This is a genomic window from Bariatricus sp. SGI.019 (assembly GCF_050315235.1).
Lineage (GTDB): Bacteria > Bacillota > Clostridia > Lachnospirales > Lachnospiraceae > JAFBIX01.
Map to the genome: position 1 here is coordinate 1 of NZ_JBNPOQ010000002.1, position 16,976 is coordinate 16,976.

Genomic DNA, 16,976 nt, shown 5'->3' on the forward strand with positions numbered 1-16,976 from the left:
TCTTGAGTTCAGTATAACAATAACTATTAAAAATCACAAGGAAAGATTCAAATTCTTGCCATCGTTTTGTCGACATTATCTGACAATAATCCCTATTATTTTAAATATGCTTTCGGGAAATGAATATCCCTGCTTCTTTCGTAATCTGAAATCCCACATCCGTCTTTCTCTTCACATACGCACGAAATTCCTTATACCGTTCCGCAATATACTGACCCTGATTCCCATGGCAGGAAAGTACATAAGAGATTAATGGCTCCGGTTCCGGAACCAACAGATAATCTTCATATTCTCTCCATTCATTTTCTGAAAAGTAATCTTTTAGAATCTCAGCACCATTCTCTTTCCCAAAACGCTCATACAATTTATCTGCTGACAGTACGATTCTGTCATCGAATCCCTGGACCAAACGACTGACTTCTATCATATGGTTCCTTCCATAGGTACTACACAAGAAGCATCCTCCCGGCTTAAGTACCCTCCGTACCTCCTGACACACCTTCAAAACATCATCACAATAGAACAGAACATGGTTCGCCACCACCAAATCGAAGCTCTCATCTTCACAAGGGATCTGATGACAATCGAATACCCGAAATGTAAACCGCGAATCTTCCATACCAATAGCACGTCTTGCATCTCGAAGCATTCCTTCTGATATATCCGATAACGTTATCCCTACTTCTTCCGGCAACTTTTTCAAATTACTGCTCCATAACGCGCCATCACCACAGCCAATCTCCAACACCTGCATATCCGACCGCATCTCCATCTGTTCATAGATCCACGGAAACCATCCTTGTGAATTCTGCGAATACAGACTGTGAAGATTAATCCTGGCAGATATATTCGACGCATTCTGATATTGGTTCTTCATGCTCTTCTCCATCCCTGTCAGATGAATCAGATTCAACATCTGATTCCAGTCTATGGTATGCTCCGCCTGAATCGCCTCTGACGTATCCTTAATAGCCTTCTCCACTAGCTGCATCTGCTCGATACGATCTTGCACCAGTTTCAGCTGAATATTCAATGCATTCAACATAAAATGATAATCTGCATCATCAATGGTCATCTCCCGAATATCATCTAATGAGAATCCCAGATACTTCAACAAAAGAATCTGCTGCAATCTTGCAAAATCCTCATCTGTATAAAAACGAGCCCCCGCTTCGCTCACGAAGGAGGGCTTTAATATATCTTGTTTGTCATAATAGCGAATTGTCCGCAAAGTCACATGCGCCATACGGGCAAATTCACCGGAAGAATAATAACCTGTTTTTTTCATCATGTACTCCTTCCAGTGTATCCTCTCACCTGTCAAATTCTATGAAAATGTTGTCATATAGCCTGGATATTCAGCATGTCCAGTAGACAAAGTATCTCCATCCACTGTAACCTGAATCTGCTCACAATCATATGCATCCAGGAATGTATTACAGATACTTCCCATTACAAAGTATTCACCAGTAGATCCCATGCTGGAAATATAAGAAGCGAATGCGTCATTAAAATCAAGTAATATTGTTGATTTTCCGTCTACAGTCGTTGTCTCAAATGACAGGATCTCAACATCCGCTGCAATTGTTCCTTTTTCAATTAATGCATTCAATACTTCTTCTGGAGACAAAGAGTTAATCTGTACTTCCTCAGAGGTAAATGCTGTGGCATCATCATTTCCACAATATAAAATTATATTAGTTGGCTGTTCTACAGTTTCCTGCATATCATCACCATCATCGGGCTCTTCCGTTTCTCCTTGTTTCGTTACAGATTCCTCATCTTTTTTTATTTCTTCTTTTTCGTCCTTTTCTTTCTGTTTTGACACCTCTAATGTCTGACTATTTCCTGTAGTTTTATTACATGCGGCCAAACAACATATTACAGCCAAAAATAAAATTGAAAATACAATTTGCTTCTTCATACCTCTCACTCTTTCTTCTCCAAAACTAATTTCCTGGATACAAAATTATACACCATCACAATTCCAGTTGCTCCAATCTTAGACAATATATAATATATATGAAACAAATCTGTAGCAATCCACATAACTAATTGATTTAGACCTAATCCGATAACACTCATGATAACAAAAAGTAAAAATTCCCTTATTTTTGTTGTATCATCTCTACCTATAAAGACATATTTCATACTTAAAATATAATTCAAAACTGTTGAAAACGAATATGATAAACCACTAGACAAAAGATAATTAATATCACATATTTCCGTAAGAAATATCATCATAAAATAATCTGTACAAGTAGCTATTATCCCCACCATTCCAAATTTAATTATCTGATTAAATAATTTCTTCATTATCCATATCTCTTTCTACACTGAAATTAGAAGTTCTCTCACTGATAATATACCTTGGCCTTGCTTTTGTTTCCAAATATATTTTACCAATATATTCTCCAAGCACACCTATACAAATTAATTGAACTCCTCCAATAAAGCAAATAATACAAATTATACTTGCCCATCCATTAACATTATTTCCTAATGCGTAAGTCAAAATAGCCCATAAAACTCCTAAGAAACTCAAAAGTGATATACAAATCCCAAGTCCAGTTATTATTCTAATTGGTTTTATACTTAAGCTCGTAATTCCATCAAACGCAAGTGCTAACATTTTAGACAAAGGATAATGACTTTCTCCCGCAATTCGTTCATGTCTCTCATAAAAAACACTTGTACTTTTAAATCCCACTAATGGGAACATCCCACGAAGGAAAATATTAACTTCTTTAAAATTTGCAAACTCTTTTAACACCCGACTTGAAACCAAGCGATAATCCGCATGATTGTAAACCACTTCTGCCCCCATTTTATTAAGCAATTTATAGAAACTTTCAGCAGTAAATCTTTTAAAAAAAGTATCCGTTTCTCTTTTGCTTCTTACACCATAAACAATCTCGCACCCATTCAAATACTCTTCAACCATTTGATTCATAGCATTAATATCATCTTGTCCATCACAATCAACAGAAATAGTAATATCCGCTTTATCTTTTGCTTCCATTAGTCCTGCTAATACAGCATTTTGATGCCCTCTATTTCTACTTTGAGAAATCCCAACAAAACAATTATCCGATATTGACAATGACTTAATAATATTCCAAGTATCGTCTTTACTTCCGTCATTTACAAATAGAATTTTGCTATTTACATCTATCATTTCCTTAGAGATTAATTCTTCCAGCTTCTCACGAAAAAGTTTACACGTTATAGGAAGTACTTTTTCTTCATTATAACAAGGAATAATCATATATAAAACTGGTCTATTCATCAGTAATCCTTCTTTCTAATTTCTCTTTCATCCACTCATTCACATTTTTCATACCATATACTCCCAATATAATATAAATTGGAATATAAATAAATAAATACCGCGCTCTTGCCTCGAAAAGTAATTCAAAAAACGTTAGTCCAATAATAGATAGTATCATAACCATATAATCATAATCTTTTTTCTTATTACTTATTGTAAAAAATGTTCTCATCATAATAAATACAAGTATTGTAATCCAAACAAACTGCACAGTTGTAGAATACAAGCTAAAATATTCTCCATTATTATAATATAACTTTTTTAAACGTACAGCCATTTTTGAATTAATATCTTGTTTTATATTGGAATAAAATCCTCCCTCAACTCCCCATGCAAAAGTACCATCATTATAATTTGTCAACATCTTTTTCGAAAGAAATTGCATGTATCCTTTTACTCCATATGATTCCAGTCTTTCTTTTGCAATCTCAAGATTTTTCTTCTCCCTCTCCTCTTGATTTTTACAACTTGCCGAAAGTTCAACATCGCCCAAATCATATATTCCTAATGAATTAGGATTTAATCCCATCATTAAATAGTGAGACATTCCAAATTTGCGGTCACTATTAGTATCAAATCCTTCATTTATATATATTTTCTGTAACACACTAGCCAATGTCGAAATAACGATCCCACTAATTAAGATAATTATAAATCCTTTTTTTATTTTTTCTTTCATGTTATTATTGTCATGCCTCAGACATATTACAATAATAATTGCGATTACCATTATAAGAACTTGTGGTTTTATATAATATCCCAAATAACCAAGAATAAAAATCAATGGGTACCTTATATAATATGGAATATTTTTTTTGATATAAATATATAGTATTAAAACAGGAATAAAAACTCCAAAAGAATCAGAATAACAAATTACCATCCAAGGGGATAATCCTAACAAAACCGCCGAAATACAAAACGCAATAAAGCCATATTGAATTTCCATTTTCTGGCATATTATTGAATAAATCAATCGACATGTTAATGTACTAATCACACAATTGCATACTACAATTGACATCAATTGATATTCTCCTCCAAAAACACCTATTGCACTATTCAGCTTTAAAATCACATAATAAATATGTACAAGCAAAAGATTATTAGGAAACATTGAAAAATAATTATCATTAAATGCTGTTATATCTTCATTTACGACTAATGCACGTGCAGTCGGAATAATATAATATCCAGGATCCCAGCCTGTTTCAAAAAAAATATTATAACAAATATATATTTCTACCAAAAGCAAAATAGGTGTAACAAAATTAACGATCCTGTCATACTGAAAACACTTTATATTAAATGCTTTCTTTCTTCCAACGAAAAACCAAATTAACAAACCAACAAATAAAATTAATATAATGCTAATATTACCAATCAAAAAAGATTTCTTACATGCATAAGTCCATATATCCGAACAAAAAAATAACAGAATCATTAACCAACCAAATATTAATATTGCTAAAATTTCTATACATTTATATAAAAAAGACTGTACTTTTTCCATACACTTATTTATCTCCTAACAACTCAAAATAAAAGCAAAGAAAACACCTTTTGTATAATTATAGAAAACTATTATTAAAACAAATAGGTGTTTCACATTGTTTAAAGCAAATTAATATCTTCTTCAAGCGCTTTCACAATAACGCATTTAACTTTATCTGCCTCTTTCTCCCAAGATGTATTTTTAACATAATCCAATCCTTTTTTACTAATCGCCTTTAATTCATCTGGATTATTGAAATAATATTCCATCTTATCTGCAATATCAACCGGATCATAATCCACCATAACAGCATTATCTTCATTAACCATCCAACTACTATTCTCTCCTTTGGAACAAATAGCAACTGATCCACATGCCATAACTTCCAAAGGAACTAGCGATAAGTTTGTATTCGAAATAACTAGACACATGTCACATCTATTATAACATTCTGCCAATTTCTGCATAGTGACTACCCCCAGGCTCTCATGTTTAAATGGAATCACATAATCGCTCAAATCCCATCCAGCAAACACAACCTCAACATCAGGCATTCTTCTACACAATTCATTTAAAGCTAACAACCCCAATTCAAAATCACGCCTTGGTGTAACAGGCCTTGCATAAAAAAATACTCTTCTAGTATTATCTTTACGCTCAACAGGATAATAAACATCGCGTTGATAAGAAAACAAAAAGCTGTCCGTTTTCATGCCATATTCTTTATTCAGTTTTTCTTTCAGCCAATCTCCTGCCGTAATACCTCTGAGTCCAAATTTATACGTATTTTCAGCAAATTGATATTCTGAACCATGTGCAAAGAAATAAGGTTCAAAATCTTGTACAAAATAAAATTTTGAAATTGTATTATTAAAATTTCGTACATAATACGCAGTATCCCATGATGTAGCAAAAGTAGCATGTCCAAATTTCATATACTTCACATCATAATAAACTTCAACTCTCGAATCCAAAATAGGAAAAGCCTTCGCAACAAACTTTCGGATTGATTTATTGTCAAAAAAACTCTCCGCATTAAAAACATATACTCTACTATGGAAACCGCGTTTCTCTAAATTAGAAATAAACCGAAAGATAGTCGTATGTCCTCCAGATCCTTCTCCCATTTCTGGTATCACCCAGTTTAAAATCTTTATTTGATCATTTTTATGTTTTTCAAAATCATTCTTATTTAATGGAATAATTTTTCTATCCATAATAAACTTGAACAGAGTCAACGGATCTGCTTTTGTTGTAACAAGATGAAGTTTCTGTAACACTCTTCTAAAGATCCCGCCTATTCCTTCTTGTTTCATTATTTTAGGTATTTTTTTTAACATTTTTTTTATCTTAGCCATTTTCTCCTCCTCTATGCATTTCTTTGTTCATATTGCTGCGAAATATGGCGATCAAGCCATACTTGTTTTTTCCGAGAATATCCCGCATATTTTCCTCCAAGATATCCCCCAACATATCTGCTAAAATTTCGACACAAAGAATACCATACCCAATATAATTTTTCTTTTTTAGATATATTTTGATTTTTAATATATCTGGCATCATCTAAATCATGCTTTACAATTTGAAACGGCACTTTAAACCAACTTGATGAAATCAAGAATTTATGCAATCGATATAACCCTTTATATTCATCATAATATCTTTTAAAATATTCTGATAATTTAAAATTGTGAGAATGATAAACAGGCGCAAAAGGACAATACAATTTCTTATACCCTCTTTCAATCATTTCTCTTGCCCAAATCTGGTCTTCTGCAAAATCAACATCCTTATAAGGATATTTTTCAAAGACATCCCTTCTTACACAAGAATTATTATCTGAAAAGAAGACCATAAAATGTCTGTAGCCTTCCTCATTTTTGTACCGTTCCCGATTTTCATCAGTCAATTGAAAAATTGTATTATCTTCCCCAAAATTTTTAAAATGATAATACAAATCTCTCTTATCTATAATATTACAATCCGGGTATGTATAATGAATCCCAAACCCACCAACAATCTCTTTATCAGAGTTCATGGCATCAATAAAATTTTGCAACCATTTTTTTGAAGCCGGCAATGCATCCTGCGTAATAAATATAATATATTCACCAGTACCTTTTGAAGCTCCAAATACTCTAGTCTTACCATGTCCAAATTCAGAAGCTGGAATTTGATAAAGCTTACACGGATATTTTTTTATAATATCAACAGTTTGATCACTGGATCCAGAATCCACACATACAACTTCAAACGTATAAGTTGTTTCCTGCTCAAATATCACTTTTAAAACTTTATCGAAAAGGCTTCCTGCATTTTTAGTTGGAATTACGATTGTTACATCCATCTTTCAATTTCTCCGATTACTTAAATAATTTATACATAAATTTCACAAATACAACTAAATAAAGTACTATTCCTAGAAAAACAATAAATGTTTCAACATTAAAACGTTTATATTCAACTTTAATGATACTTGCTTTTTCAAGATTATCTCCATTAAGTTTTAACGTACTATTAGTCCGTCCTTTTTCTGTAATATAAACTGCCATTGTTTCATTTTCCTGAACCTCAGTTCCTTCAATTGTCAGCAAATACTCTTTACCTTTACTATCCTCTTGTTTTGGAACATCTAACTCAATATTACCTCTTTCTTGTACGCTAGAACTTACAAATTCTTTATTCTCCGTGCTTTTTTCATCAATGACGCCATGAGCAATTTCCGTTTTAGAACCCAGTTCTTCTATTTTCCATTCATAATTACCAATTGATTGACTCTCCAATTTTGTTAATTTAATCTTAAGTCCACACAAACCATTATCAGTACAAACAAACTGCTGTGTCAGCACTTCTCCTTCTTCTAATGCGCCTGTATTCTCATAAGAATTTGCCCCTATATCAGTATTGTATATTGCTCTTGGCCATATTCCATAAGAATACATCGCAGCCACTAGAATTGCCAATGCACAAAAAATGATTCTTTTTAATATTTTCATTTCTATCGTCCTTTACTCTTCCAATTCTCCCGCATAATATGCTTTTTCGAAACGGCTTCCTACTTCTTCACTAGTACCATCTTCTCGAATATGGCCTTTTTCGATCCAAATTGCTCGTTTACAAATCTTTTTCACTTGATCAATACTATGTGATACGAAAAGGATTGTTGTATCTTCTTTCATCATTCCTTGGATCCTCTTTTCACATTTTTCCTGAAAGCGAAAATCTCCTACAGACAACACTTCATCTACGATTAATATATCAGGTTGTCCAATCGTTGCAATTGAAAAGGCCAATCTGGCTAACATGCCAGATGAAAAATTCTTAATAGGTACATCCATAAATTCTTCCAACTCAGAAAACTCTACAATTCCGTCATAATAAGAATTCATTTCTTTACGAGAATACCCTAAAATAGCGCCATTTAAATAAACATTTTCTCTTGCCGTAAGATCCATATCAAACCCCGCACCCAATTCTATCATAGGTGCTATAGTTCCTTGTATTCTGACAGATCCTTTCGTTGGTTTTAGTACCCCTGCTATTGTTTTCAAAAGTGTACTTTTTCCACAGCCATTTAAACCAATAAGACCAACTGATTCTCCTCTTTTCACTTCAAAATCAACATCCTGCAAAGCCCAGAACTCATCATAACTCATATTTCTTTTTATACGCCTAATAAAATATTCTTTCATATTATCTACTTTCTCAGAAGAAAGATTAAAACGCATCGAAACATGATCAACCTTAATTACAGTATCATTCATCTGCTTTTCTCCTTATAAGTTCAAAATAAAATCATCTTGTTGTTTATAAAACACCCATAAACCAAGCAAAAGTGTTACACACGACACTACTAAAGGCACAACAAATTCTGTAACAGACGGTATCGTATTATAAATCATAACATCACGGAACATTTCTACCATCCAAGTAAGAGGATTTAGATTTACGATAAAACGCACCCAATCCGGCAACATACTCATAGGGTAAATTATAGGAGTCAAATACATAAGTCCTGTTAAAAAAACGCTATATAGATGCATTACATCCCGAAACTTCACTGTGAGTGCTGCCAATATAAGACCAATTCCCAATGAAAAAACTATTAAATAAAAAATTGGCACCACCGCTAAAATCATTGTAAAATGTAGTTCCGTCCTTGTACAAAGCATTACTATAATCATCGCACAAAAAGAAGACATAATATTAATTGAAGATGACGCAATTCTTGATACAACAAACAAATATTTTGGAATATATACTTTTTTAATCAAAGATGCATTATTCAATATAGATGTCATTGCTCCCGAAGTTGCCTCATTATAAAATGTAAATAGGATTTGTCCTCCCAGAATATATAAAGAATAATTTTCCACATCAAATCGCATCAGATTTGAAAACACAATTGACAAAATCACCATCATTAAAAGAGGGTTTAAAATAGTCCACAAAACCCCCAAAACTGATTTACGATATTTAATTTTTACATCTCTTGCCATTAATTCATAAAGTAAAGGCTGATATTTTTTTAAATTACTTATATACGCAGACATTTCTATTCCATCCTATTTTTCTATGTAATTCTTTGCACATTATCGCATTATACCTGTAAAATGTCAAGCCAGAGTCCCTAGTAAGTATCTTTATACCATACATAATATACCCCATTTTGTATAATATTCTTTTGTTCAAATCCTATTTTGCTAAGATATTCTCCACATTCTTTATTTTGCACTACAATACAATTGATTCCATATTTCTCAATTTCTGTATTTAACTTCTTCAATGTTGAATCACTAGGGTCATTGACAAAATCATCATATTTAGCTTGATCATAACCATATAACTCATTATCGGCAGATACTGGATATCTCTCAATTGCCGACACCGAAATTATACTTGGAGCAAAAGTTCTCAATTGTGTAGATAAAGAATGTGCTGTTCCGTCTATTCCTGACCATTGTGGGGAAAGTACCAGCAATTTCTCTCCTTCTTCTTCTCCTAATGTCTCCAAATAATTTCCCAATTCAATTGTTGAATTTGGAACAAATTTATTATTGTGATAAATTACTTTTAAATCTTCTATTAAATTTGTATTTGCCGGCATATTATCTGTAACAAATAATTCTCCACCATCTGTTTTATATCCATAAATCAGTAAAATAGTCATTATTCCCGTAATCACAATATAAATATCTCTAACTCGCTTCTCACTAAACCTCTTTCTTATTAACATATAGGAATAAAACACAGAAATAATAACAAATGTATAAATATATGTAGAACACGCTCGTCCAGCCACAAAATCATAAACAGAACAAATTTCAAATACATCGTTTACTTGAGGAACCACTATTAATAAACCGCATAAAATAAATATACTATTTAATCTATATACTATTTTCTCCTTTAATGTAAAACTAAATATAAAAATGACTATACAAATCCAAACAATTGGTGAATGCATAGCGGATTCTACATATGTATAAACTTCTTGCTGTGAATCCACATTACCCGGAAGGAATATTCCACTTAATATATAAACAACCAAAAGACCAATTGCCAACCATTTCAATTGTTTATTTGAACTTTCAAAGAGCCATGTAAAACAAGACGCTACTATCAAAATAATAATTACTGGCAATACAATACTCGATTTTGACATCAAAACTACAGAGATACCTGCCACACCCATTATCATACGTAAATTGATTTTATCTTCTTGAATAAAAAACAATAGTAAAACGATTATTACAATCATTTTAGAAATCGAAGAGCCATAATACATTCCTGTATTCAAGTGGAACATATCTCTTAGGAAAAATAGTTTTGAATCCATTAAGTAAACATAATATATAAAAAAAAGTAAAAATACTCCTAAGACATATTGTAATTCTCTAGTCTTATAATTTTGTTTAGTTCCCTTAACGATTTTTTCTCCAAAGGCAAGAGTACAATTAAAAAAAACAAAATAATGAAACGCAGATTGAAACAGACGTAAAAATAACGTCGGAGTAACCCCAAGAATTTTAACAAAAACCGATGCCTCCAACTCCCATGTATTCAAAAGATATGATATTGCTGCTCCTTGTTCAACTCCCACTGCATAATTTGTACGAAATCCACTTTTTTCATATGGGAGAGTCGCAACTTTTGTTATATAATACCCATCGTCTAGATGATTGCCATACCAAAAAGAACGATAATAAAACAATAGCATACAACATGAAATCACACAAACCAAAATCAAGAACCAATTGTTCATTATATATTCTTTAATTGAACAGTTAATAATTTTACCTTGTTTTTTCTTAAATTTCCAAATACCAAGAAACATCCCCACCAAAATAATCATCAAATAGATAGAAAAAATTATCCAAGCCAGATTTAACAATTGTATAATAATTCCACCTACTGCAACAAAAAAACTATAAACTAAATATCCTACTATAAATTTAACTGCTTGTGATTCATCATTTTTAATCAGTATATTTCCGAATGCATACAATACCAATATAAAAGCACACATAAAAAGTGTGCAAACAAAATACTCTAACATCTCATCCCCACTTTTTTCCTACTTACACGTATTTTTACAACTAAGAATGCATATTTTAATATCTAATTGTATAAGCTAAACTTGCTAACTTTTTTTGTCACAATCTAGCTTTCTATCAATTGCAATTTGCTGGGCTAAACTATCAATCTTATTTTCTAATTGCGAAATTTGAATTGTCATAAAAAACATTTTTATAATCAATACAAAAATAACAATTAAGAAAACCATACTAATAGGTGACTGAAAACCAATAAATCTAGATATACAATAAAAAAGCTGAGGGAAAATCCCCATTACGACCAATATACTAGAAAAAGCAATCCAAAAAACTGTATATTCTATCTTTAATTTTGAATCTCTTATTTTTTTAATCATAAAAATCAACATACAAATTGCACTTATAATCAATAATACTCTTAACAAAGCAGACATATATACCTCCCATTTAATTATCTCGTTTTCTAAAATTCTGGACAAAAAAAATAGAAATCAGCATTTTAATCATATATTTTGCTGAACTTATCCAATTCAAATAACTTTGTCCATACTGTCTTTCTTCCATCTCTACTTGAATTTCAGATACTTTTGCACCATTTTTCAAAAGATAAGAAACCGTATCCGGTTCTGGTCCATAGTTCAAGTTTTTTGCAAATTCCTTAATCATTGGTTTTGAAAACATCCTCATTCCTGATGTCGGATCAGATATTCTAACCTTCGTTGTCATCTTAATAGCAACAGTCAATACTTTACTTCCAATCATTCTCAACGAATTATTTTTACGTTTTCTTACAAACCTTGAACCAATAACTATATCATAACCTTCTCGTATACGCTTCAACATTGGCTCGATAAATTCTGGCAAATGCTGCCCATCTGCATCAAATTGTATTGCAAAAGAGTAATCTTTTTCATAGGCATATTTTAGCCCAGCCTGAAATGCACCAGCTAACCCCAAATTAACTGGTAAATTCAATAACTCATACCCTTTTTCCCTGCAAATTTCTGCAGTTCGATCTATCGACCCATCATTAACAACTATATAATCATATTGCGAATAATTCTCTTGAATAAAATTAACTACATTTTCTATATTTTCTTCTTCATTATATGCTGGTATAATAATTAACAAATCACTTTTCTTCATTAGTTTGCCTTTCTTCATTCAATTCTATAAATATACCTTCTATCTCTTTCGCTGCAATCTTCCATGTAAAATTTTCCTTTAACCGTTTGTACGCCAATGGCACAGCTTTTTGGCGTCGTTCAACATCATTAATTACGTCCAACAATTCCGAAAGTAAAACATCTTCACTATTATCCATTATTATGCTACCATATTCTTTATTAACAATCAATTCTCTTGCTCCTCCACGTGCAGTTGTCAAAATATAACATCGGCAAGCAACTGCTTCTAATATGGATGTAGAAAATCCCTCCGAAAAAGATGGTAAACAAAATATATCGCTTTCCTTTAATAAAGTTACTATTTGTTCAAATTCTAATTGTCCCAACGGAATAATATGCTCATTTTTTCTTTGTGCAATTTCTTTTTTCATATTTCCGTCTCCAGCAATAAATAAATATATATCTTTTCGTTCTATTAGTATATACTCTACAACATTCAGTAAACTAGGCAGTCCCTTTTCTTTTAGCAACCTTCCAGTAAATGTTATGATAATTGCTTCATCTGGAATACAATATAAATTTCTAAAATAAGTTCCTGCATTTTCATATATATTCTCTATCTCATCTACATTTATAGAATTATATATCACGCCTTTTGCATGTATATGAAAATGTTTTAGCCAATCATTACATGCTTTCGATACACCATAATAATTTTTACATATTTTTTTTTCAATCCACGTAATAGTGTGTTCAAATACAGCTCCTACTACATCTAGAAATTTATTATGTACAGAAAGATGACTTGTACCATGTTCGATAGTAATACATGGAATTTTTCGTTTCATTGCAAATATCATTCCATATAAAGAATGAATGTAAAATCTTGTATTTACAATTACCATATCAATTTTTTTCTTTTTTAAATCTCGATTTAATTCTTTAAATTCTTTATCAAATTTAATAACTGGGTATCTTCCACTTAGCAAATTAAAACACGGAAGTCGATATATCTCAATATTCTCATCAAAACATTTTTTTTCTAAACAATATAGATTGGAAGTCACTACTACAACTTCATTCCCTTGATTAATTAATTCTTTTGCTAAATTATACGTATATCTTTCCACTCCTCCCATATGAGGCAAATATTGTGCAGAAAAAATACAATATCGTTTTTTAAGCATAGTTTTTTCATCTCTATACATGACTACAATAAAACTCCTCTAACAAATGTGCCATTTGACTGGAATCATATCCAGCATTGATAACATCCTGTGTTCCGTCCTTTCGAACAAAATGTTTTAAATGATTCAAAATACTAATCGCCCATTTTTCATTATCCCATTCTAAAGGAAATCTCCAAACATGATTTGAAACAATCGCTTCATTCTGTATTGCTGATGAAACGAAACATGGAAGTCCTGCCGCTTGTGCTTCAATACAAACATTTCCCAATCCTTCAAATACAGAAGTGAACACAAATACATCAAATAAATTCATCATATTAGGAACATCATCTCGAACACCTAAAAATTGCACTTTATTTCCCAACTTTTTATTGCTAACTATTTTTTTTATACTATTTTCTAATTCTCCTCTACCAACAAGTATAAGCATTGCATTATCACACCTCATACAAATACTTTCAAATACATCGAGTAAAAATTTGTGATTTTTCGCTTCAGTAAATCGACCAACATGACCAAAAACTAATTTACCTTCTAAACCAAACTGTTTTTTCAACTTTTCATGCCGCTCGATAGAATATTGAAATTCCATAGCATCAATACAATTCTTTAAAACTTTAAAATTCTCCTGTTTTATTATTTTTTTTCCAAACATATCTTTACCAGCTTTATCCGAACATGCGAAAAAAAAGTCTGCTATTTTAGTTACCCTATGAGATAATATCCAAAATACTACTCTTTCCCATAATATACTTGAATTTGTCGCATGACTATGTACAATAGCAAAGGCATCATTTTTTTTTGCACAATATAAATAAGCCGGAGAGAGACTTCCTATATGCCCGTGCACTATTTTATACGGATGAGATTCAAAAAAAGTTTGAAATTTTCTAAATAAATCAAAATAATTATACCCTCTAAACGATGGCATATGATAGATTTCACCTCCCAGCTTCAATATTTCTTCATCATAATCGCCTTGTACATCCGAAAACACCAAAAAATCGAATTGTATTTTTGTCCTATCTATTTTTCTATAAATATTCATAATCAACGATTCAGCACCCGCACGATCCATTTTTCCAATAACATGTAACACTCTCAACATATAATCCGTCACCCAATATCTCTAATATTTCAATTCTAAATATCTTTTTAATTCCTCTGCATTTTCAGATATATCAAATTTTTTTCTACGAACTAAATCACTTCTATTTTCTCTTTTTTGATTTTCTGCACATCTAAGAACTTTAGCAGCCCACATTTCTGAAGAATCATTTAATGACAAAGCACAAATTTTCTCCGTGATTATAACTTCTTCAGATATAGTATCTGAAATAACACAAGGTAAATCAGCCGTTTGTGCTTCAATCAAAGAAATTGGCAATCCTTCAAAAAGTGATGGAAACAAAAAAACATCCATTGCTTGCATTAGTTCATTTACGTCTGTTCTATCTTCTAACATGATAATATTCTGCAAAACACCTTTCTCTTCAGCTTGCTCGATAAACTGCTCTTTCAATTCACCTTTTCCGATCAAAAGAAGCTTTACATTCTTCTTTCTTCTTAAAATCTCATTAAAAATATCCAAAATAAATCTATGATTTTTTTGAAAATGAAATCTTCCTACATGACCAATTAGTAGTTGCGATTTTATTCCTAATGATTCTCTAACTTTGCTCCTAGTTTTAGCATTATACTGATATTTACTTGTGTCAATTGCGTTTTTAATTATTATAGTCTTTTCTGTTTCAATAATATTAGAGGGAAACATAAATTCTGCAGCCACATTTGAGCAAGCGAAAAATTCCGTGGCATACTTTTCAACCACTTTTTTATGATAATTGTGGAGAAATTCATTAATTATTCCTCCCATATTCGCACCATTGTGACTATGCACTATCCGGCATGGAACATCTTGTTTTTGAGCCAATTTAAGCAAAGTAATATCACTCAAAGTACAGACATTGTACCATATAATATCAAATTTTCCTTCTCGAAGAATTTTAATTAATTTTTTATAATATAACAATAAATTATTTGTTCGTTTTGGTACTATGTGCATCTTACACTTATTTACATCTGAAATTTTAATAAAATCCGGCACTTTGTCAAAAATCACAAACTCAAATACATTCTCTTCATCCATCATCTTACTTATATAATTCATTAAAAATGACTCCACTCCACCTAATTGAGAGCTAATTCCAAAAACAAGGTATTTTCTTTTCATATACTACTCCACATTCATAAGAAATTATCTAATATTTATATCTCATATTCAGATTTATCCGGTAAAATATTATCAAAAACATCCAATATATATTTTTTTTCTTCTTCAAAATTGATACTAGTATTCGCATCATTCAGACATACAATTTTATATTTTTTATTTTTCATATCTTTTAATATCAGTTTATCATCTCGTCCAATTTCATAATAATGTCCAAGTTTTTCTTCATTCATTGGATTATATAATCCCTCAGCAATTTGCCAATATTTCATCAAATGTTGGTTTACATCTAAAGGACTTCTAAATTTATTGTAACACGTTTCTTCTAATATTTCTGTTTCTTTCTCCCATACAAGCTCAAACACCGATTTTAAATAGGCATTAGGTAAATGTGTATTTATAAAACCTGTAAACCCAGGGAAAGGAAGCATCATCAAAGTCATTAATACACGTTTGCCATTTTTTAGGGACAACCATTTTTTCCAATCCCTTTTTATCACTTGCCTGATATGAAAATTTTTGTTAATAACCCCAAGATCATTTGCAATCAATTTTGCAAAAACATCATTTTGACATATATATGGGCATGCAACCACCATACTATTAGGCTTTCCATTTTTAAAAAAATCTTCCGGTTTAACAAAATCCACAAAAAAGGTATCATCATTTAAATATAAAAACTTTTCTTCAAGGCCTTCAATTCTATGAATATTCAATTCAATTGGATTTGCACTAAATACAGGCAGGAATTTTTGTGGTATATAATCATCATGCCTAACAATATGAAGTTTAGGATGTTCAATATTCAACCAACTTGGTATATGCCCCCAAGTTATAAAATGAATTTTATTTACCCACGGGGCAAACTTCTCCACTCCTCTAAACCAATATTTCAAATTCTCCCAATCTCTATATCTATTTATAGAATTATCTGCACCCGTATTTACAGAATATCTCTGTTTTTCATTTATCCACTCTTCGTCATTTCCATCAACCCACGGCACTACAAAATCAATTTTTTCCGACATATTATCACTGAT

General features: G+C 31.4%; 17 protein-coding genes. All 17 read right to left on the reverse strand.

The window, feature by feature from the left end; translation table 11 throughout:
- Positions 1-100: 100 nt before the first annotated feature.
- Positions 101-1,288: a MerR family transcriptional regulator gene (locus tag ACQRD1_RS01405; protein WP_427786871.1), complete on the reverse strand. Its 1,188-nt coding sequence runs from the start codon at positions 1,286-1,288 to the stop codon at positions 101-103.
- Positions 1,289-1,327: 39 nt separating this feature from the next.
- Entirely contained in the window at positions 1,328-1,924 is a 597-nt protein-coding gene (locus ACQRD1_RS01410) for a GerMN domain-containing protein (protein ID WP_427786815.1), read from the reverse strand.
- Positions 1,925-1,929: 5 nt separating this feature from the next.
- Complete coding sequence (locus ACQRD1_RS01415; protein WP_427786816.1) at positions 1,930-2,319, reverse strand: GtrA family protein; 390 nt, start codon at positions 2,317-2,319, stop codon at positions 1,930-1,932.
- A complete protein-coding gene (locus tag ACQRD1_RS01420) occupies positions 2,303-3,292 on the reverse strand; it encodes a glycosyltransferase family 2 protein (RefSeq protein ID WP_427786817.1) in 990 nt (329 codons plus the stop codon). Before ACQRD1_RS01420 ends, ACQRD1_RS01415 begins: the two co-directional genes overlap by 17 nt.
- A complete protein-coding gene (locus ACQRD1_RS01425) occupies positions 3,285-4,847 on the reverse strand; it encodes a hypothetical protein (protein WP_427786818.1) in 1,563 nt (520 codons plus the stop codon). Before ACQRD1_RS01425 ends, ACQRD1_RS01420 begins: the two co-directional genes overlap by 8 nt.
- A gap of 101 nt (positions 4,848-4,948) precedes the next feature.
- On the reverse strand, positions 4,949-6,187 hold the full coding sequence (locus ACQRD1_RS01430) for a glycosyltransferase family 4 protein (RefSeq protein ID WP_427786819.1): 1,239 nt from the start codon (positions 6,185-6,187) through the stop codon (positions 4,949-4,951).
- A gap of 11 nt (positions 6,188-6,198) precedes the next feature.
- Positions 6,199-7,176: a glycosyltransferase family 2 protein gene (locus tag ACQRD1_RS01435; RefSeq protein WP_427786820.1), complete on the reverse strand. Its 978-nt coding sequence runs from the start codon at positions 7,174-7,176 to the stop codon at positions 6,199-6,201.
- Positions 7,177-7,192: 16 nt separating this feature from the next.
- On the reverse strand, positions 7,193-7,825 hold the full coding sequence (locus ACQRD1_RS01440) for a hypothetical protein (protein WP_427786821.1): 633 nt from the start codon (positions 7,823-7,825) through the stop codon (positions 7,193-7,195).
- 12 nt (positions 7,826-7,837) lie between these two features.
- The gene (locus tag ACQRD1_RS01445; RefSeq protein ID WP_427786822.1) at positions 7,838-8,593 is read right to left on the reverse strand and encodes an ABC transporter ATP-binding protein; all 756 of its coding nucleotides are present in this window, start codon (positions 8,591-8,593) and stop codon (positions 7,838-7,840) included.
- Positions 8,594-8,605: 12 nt separating this feature from the next.
- Positions 8,606-9,382, reverse strand: coding sequence for an ABC transporter permease (locus tag ACQRD1_RS01450; RefSeq protein WP_427786823.1), 777 nt, complete (start codon positions 9,380-9,382; stop codon positions 8,606-8,608).
- A gap of 77 nt (positions 9,383-9,459) precedes the next feature.
- The gene (locus ACQRD1_RS01455) at positions 9,460-11,388 is read right to left on the reverse strand and encodes a DUF6077 domain-containing protein (protein ID WP_427786824.1); all 1,929 of its coding nucleotides are present in this window, start codon (positions 11,386-11,388) and stop codon (positions 9,460-9,462) included.
- 84 nt (positions 11,389-11,472) lie between these two features.
- Positions 11,473-11,820, reverse strand: coding sequence for a DUF2304 domain-containing protein (locus ACQRD1_RS01460; protein ID WP_427786825.1), 348 nt, complete (start codon positions 11,818-11,820; stop codon positions 11,473-11,475).
- Positions 11,821-11,833: 13 nt separating this feature from the next.
- On the reverse strand, positions 11,834-12,532 hold the full coding sequence (locus ACQRD1_RS01465; protein ID WP_427786826.1) for a glycosyltransferase family 2 protein: 699 nt from the start codon (positions 12,530-12,532) through the stop codon (positions 11,834-11,836).
- A complete protein-coding gene (locus ACQRD1_RS01470; RefSeq protein WP_427786827.1) occupies positions 12,519-13,721 on the reverse strand; it encodes a glycosyltransferase family 4 protein in 1,203 nt (400 codons plus the stop codon). The genes ACQRD1_RS01465 and ACQRD1_RS01470 overlap by 14 nt, the downstream gene beginning before the upstream one ends.
- Entirely contained in the window at positions 13,714-14,811 is a 1,098-nt protein-coding gene (locus ACQRD1_RS01475; protein ID WP_427786828.1) for a glycosyltransferase, read from the reverse strand. The genes ACQRD1_RS01470 and ACQRD1_RS01475 overlap by 8 nt, the downstream gene beginning before the upstream one ends.
- 21 nt (positions 14,812-14,832) lie before the next feature.
- On the reverse strand, positions 14,833-15,936 hold the full coding sequence (locus tag ACQRD1_RS01480; RefSeq protein ID WP_427786829.1) for a glycosyltransferase: 1,104 nt from the start codon (positions 15,934-15,936) through the stop codon (positions 14,833-14,835).
- A 35-nt stretch (positions 15,937-15,971) separates the two neighbouring features.
- Positions 15,972-16,964 carry a Stealth CR1 domain-containing protein gene (locus ACQRD1_RS01485; protein WP_427786830.1) on the reverse strand — a complete coding sequence of 331 codons (993 nt, stop codon included), beginning with the start codon at positions 16,962-16,964 and terminating at the stop codon, positions 15,972-15,974.
- Positions 16,965-16,976: the final 12 nt, after the last annotated feature.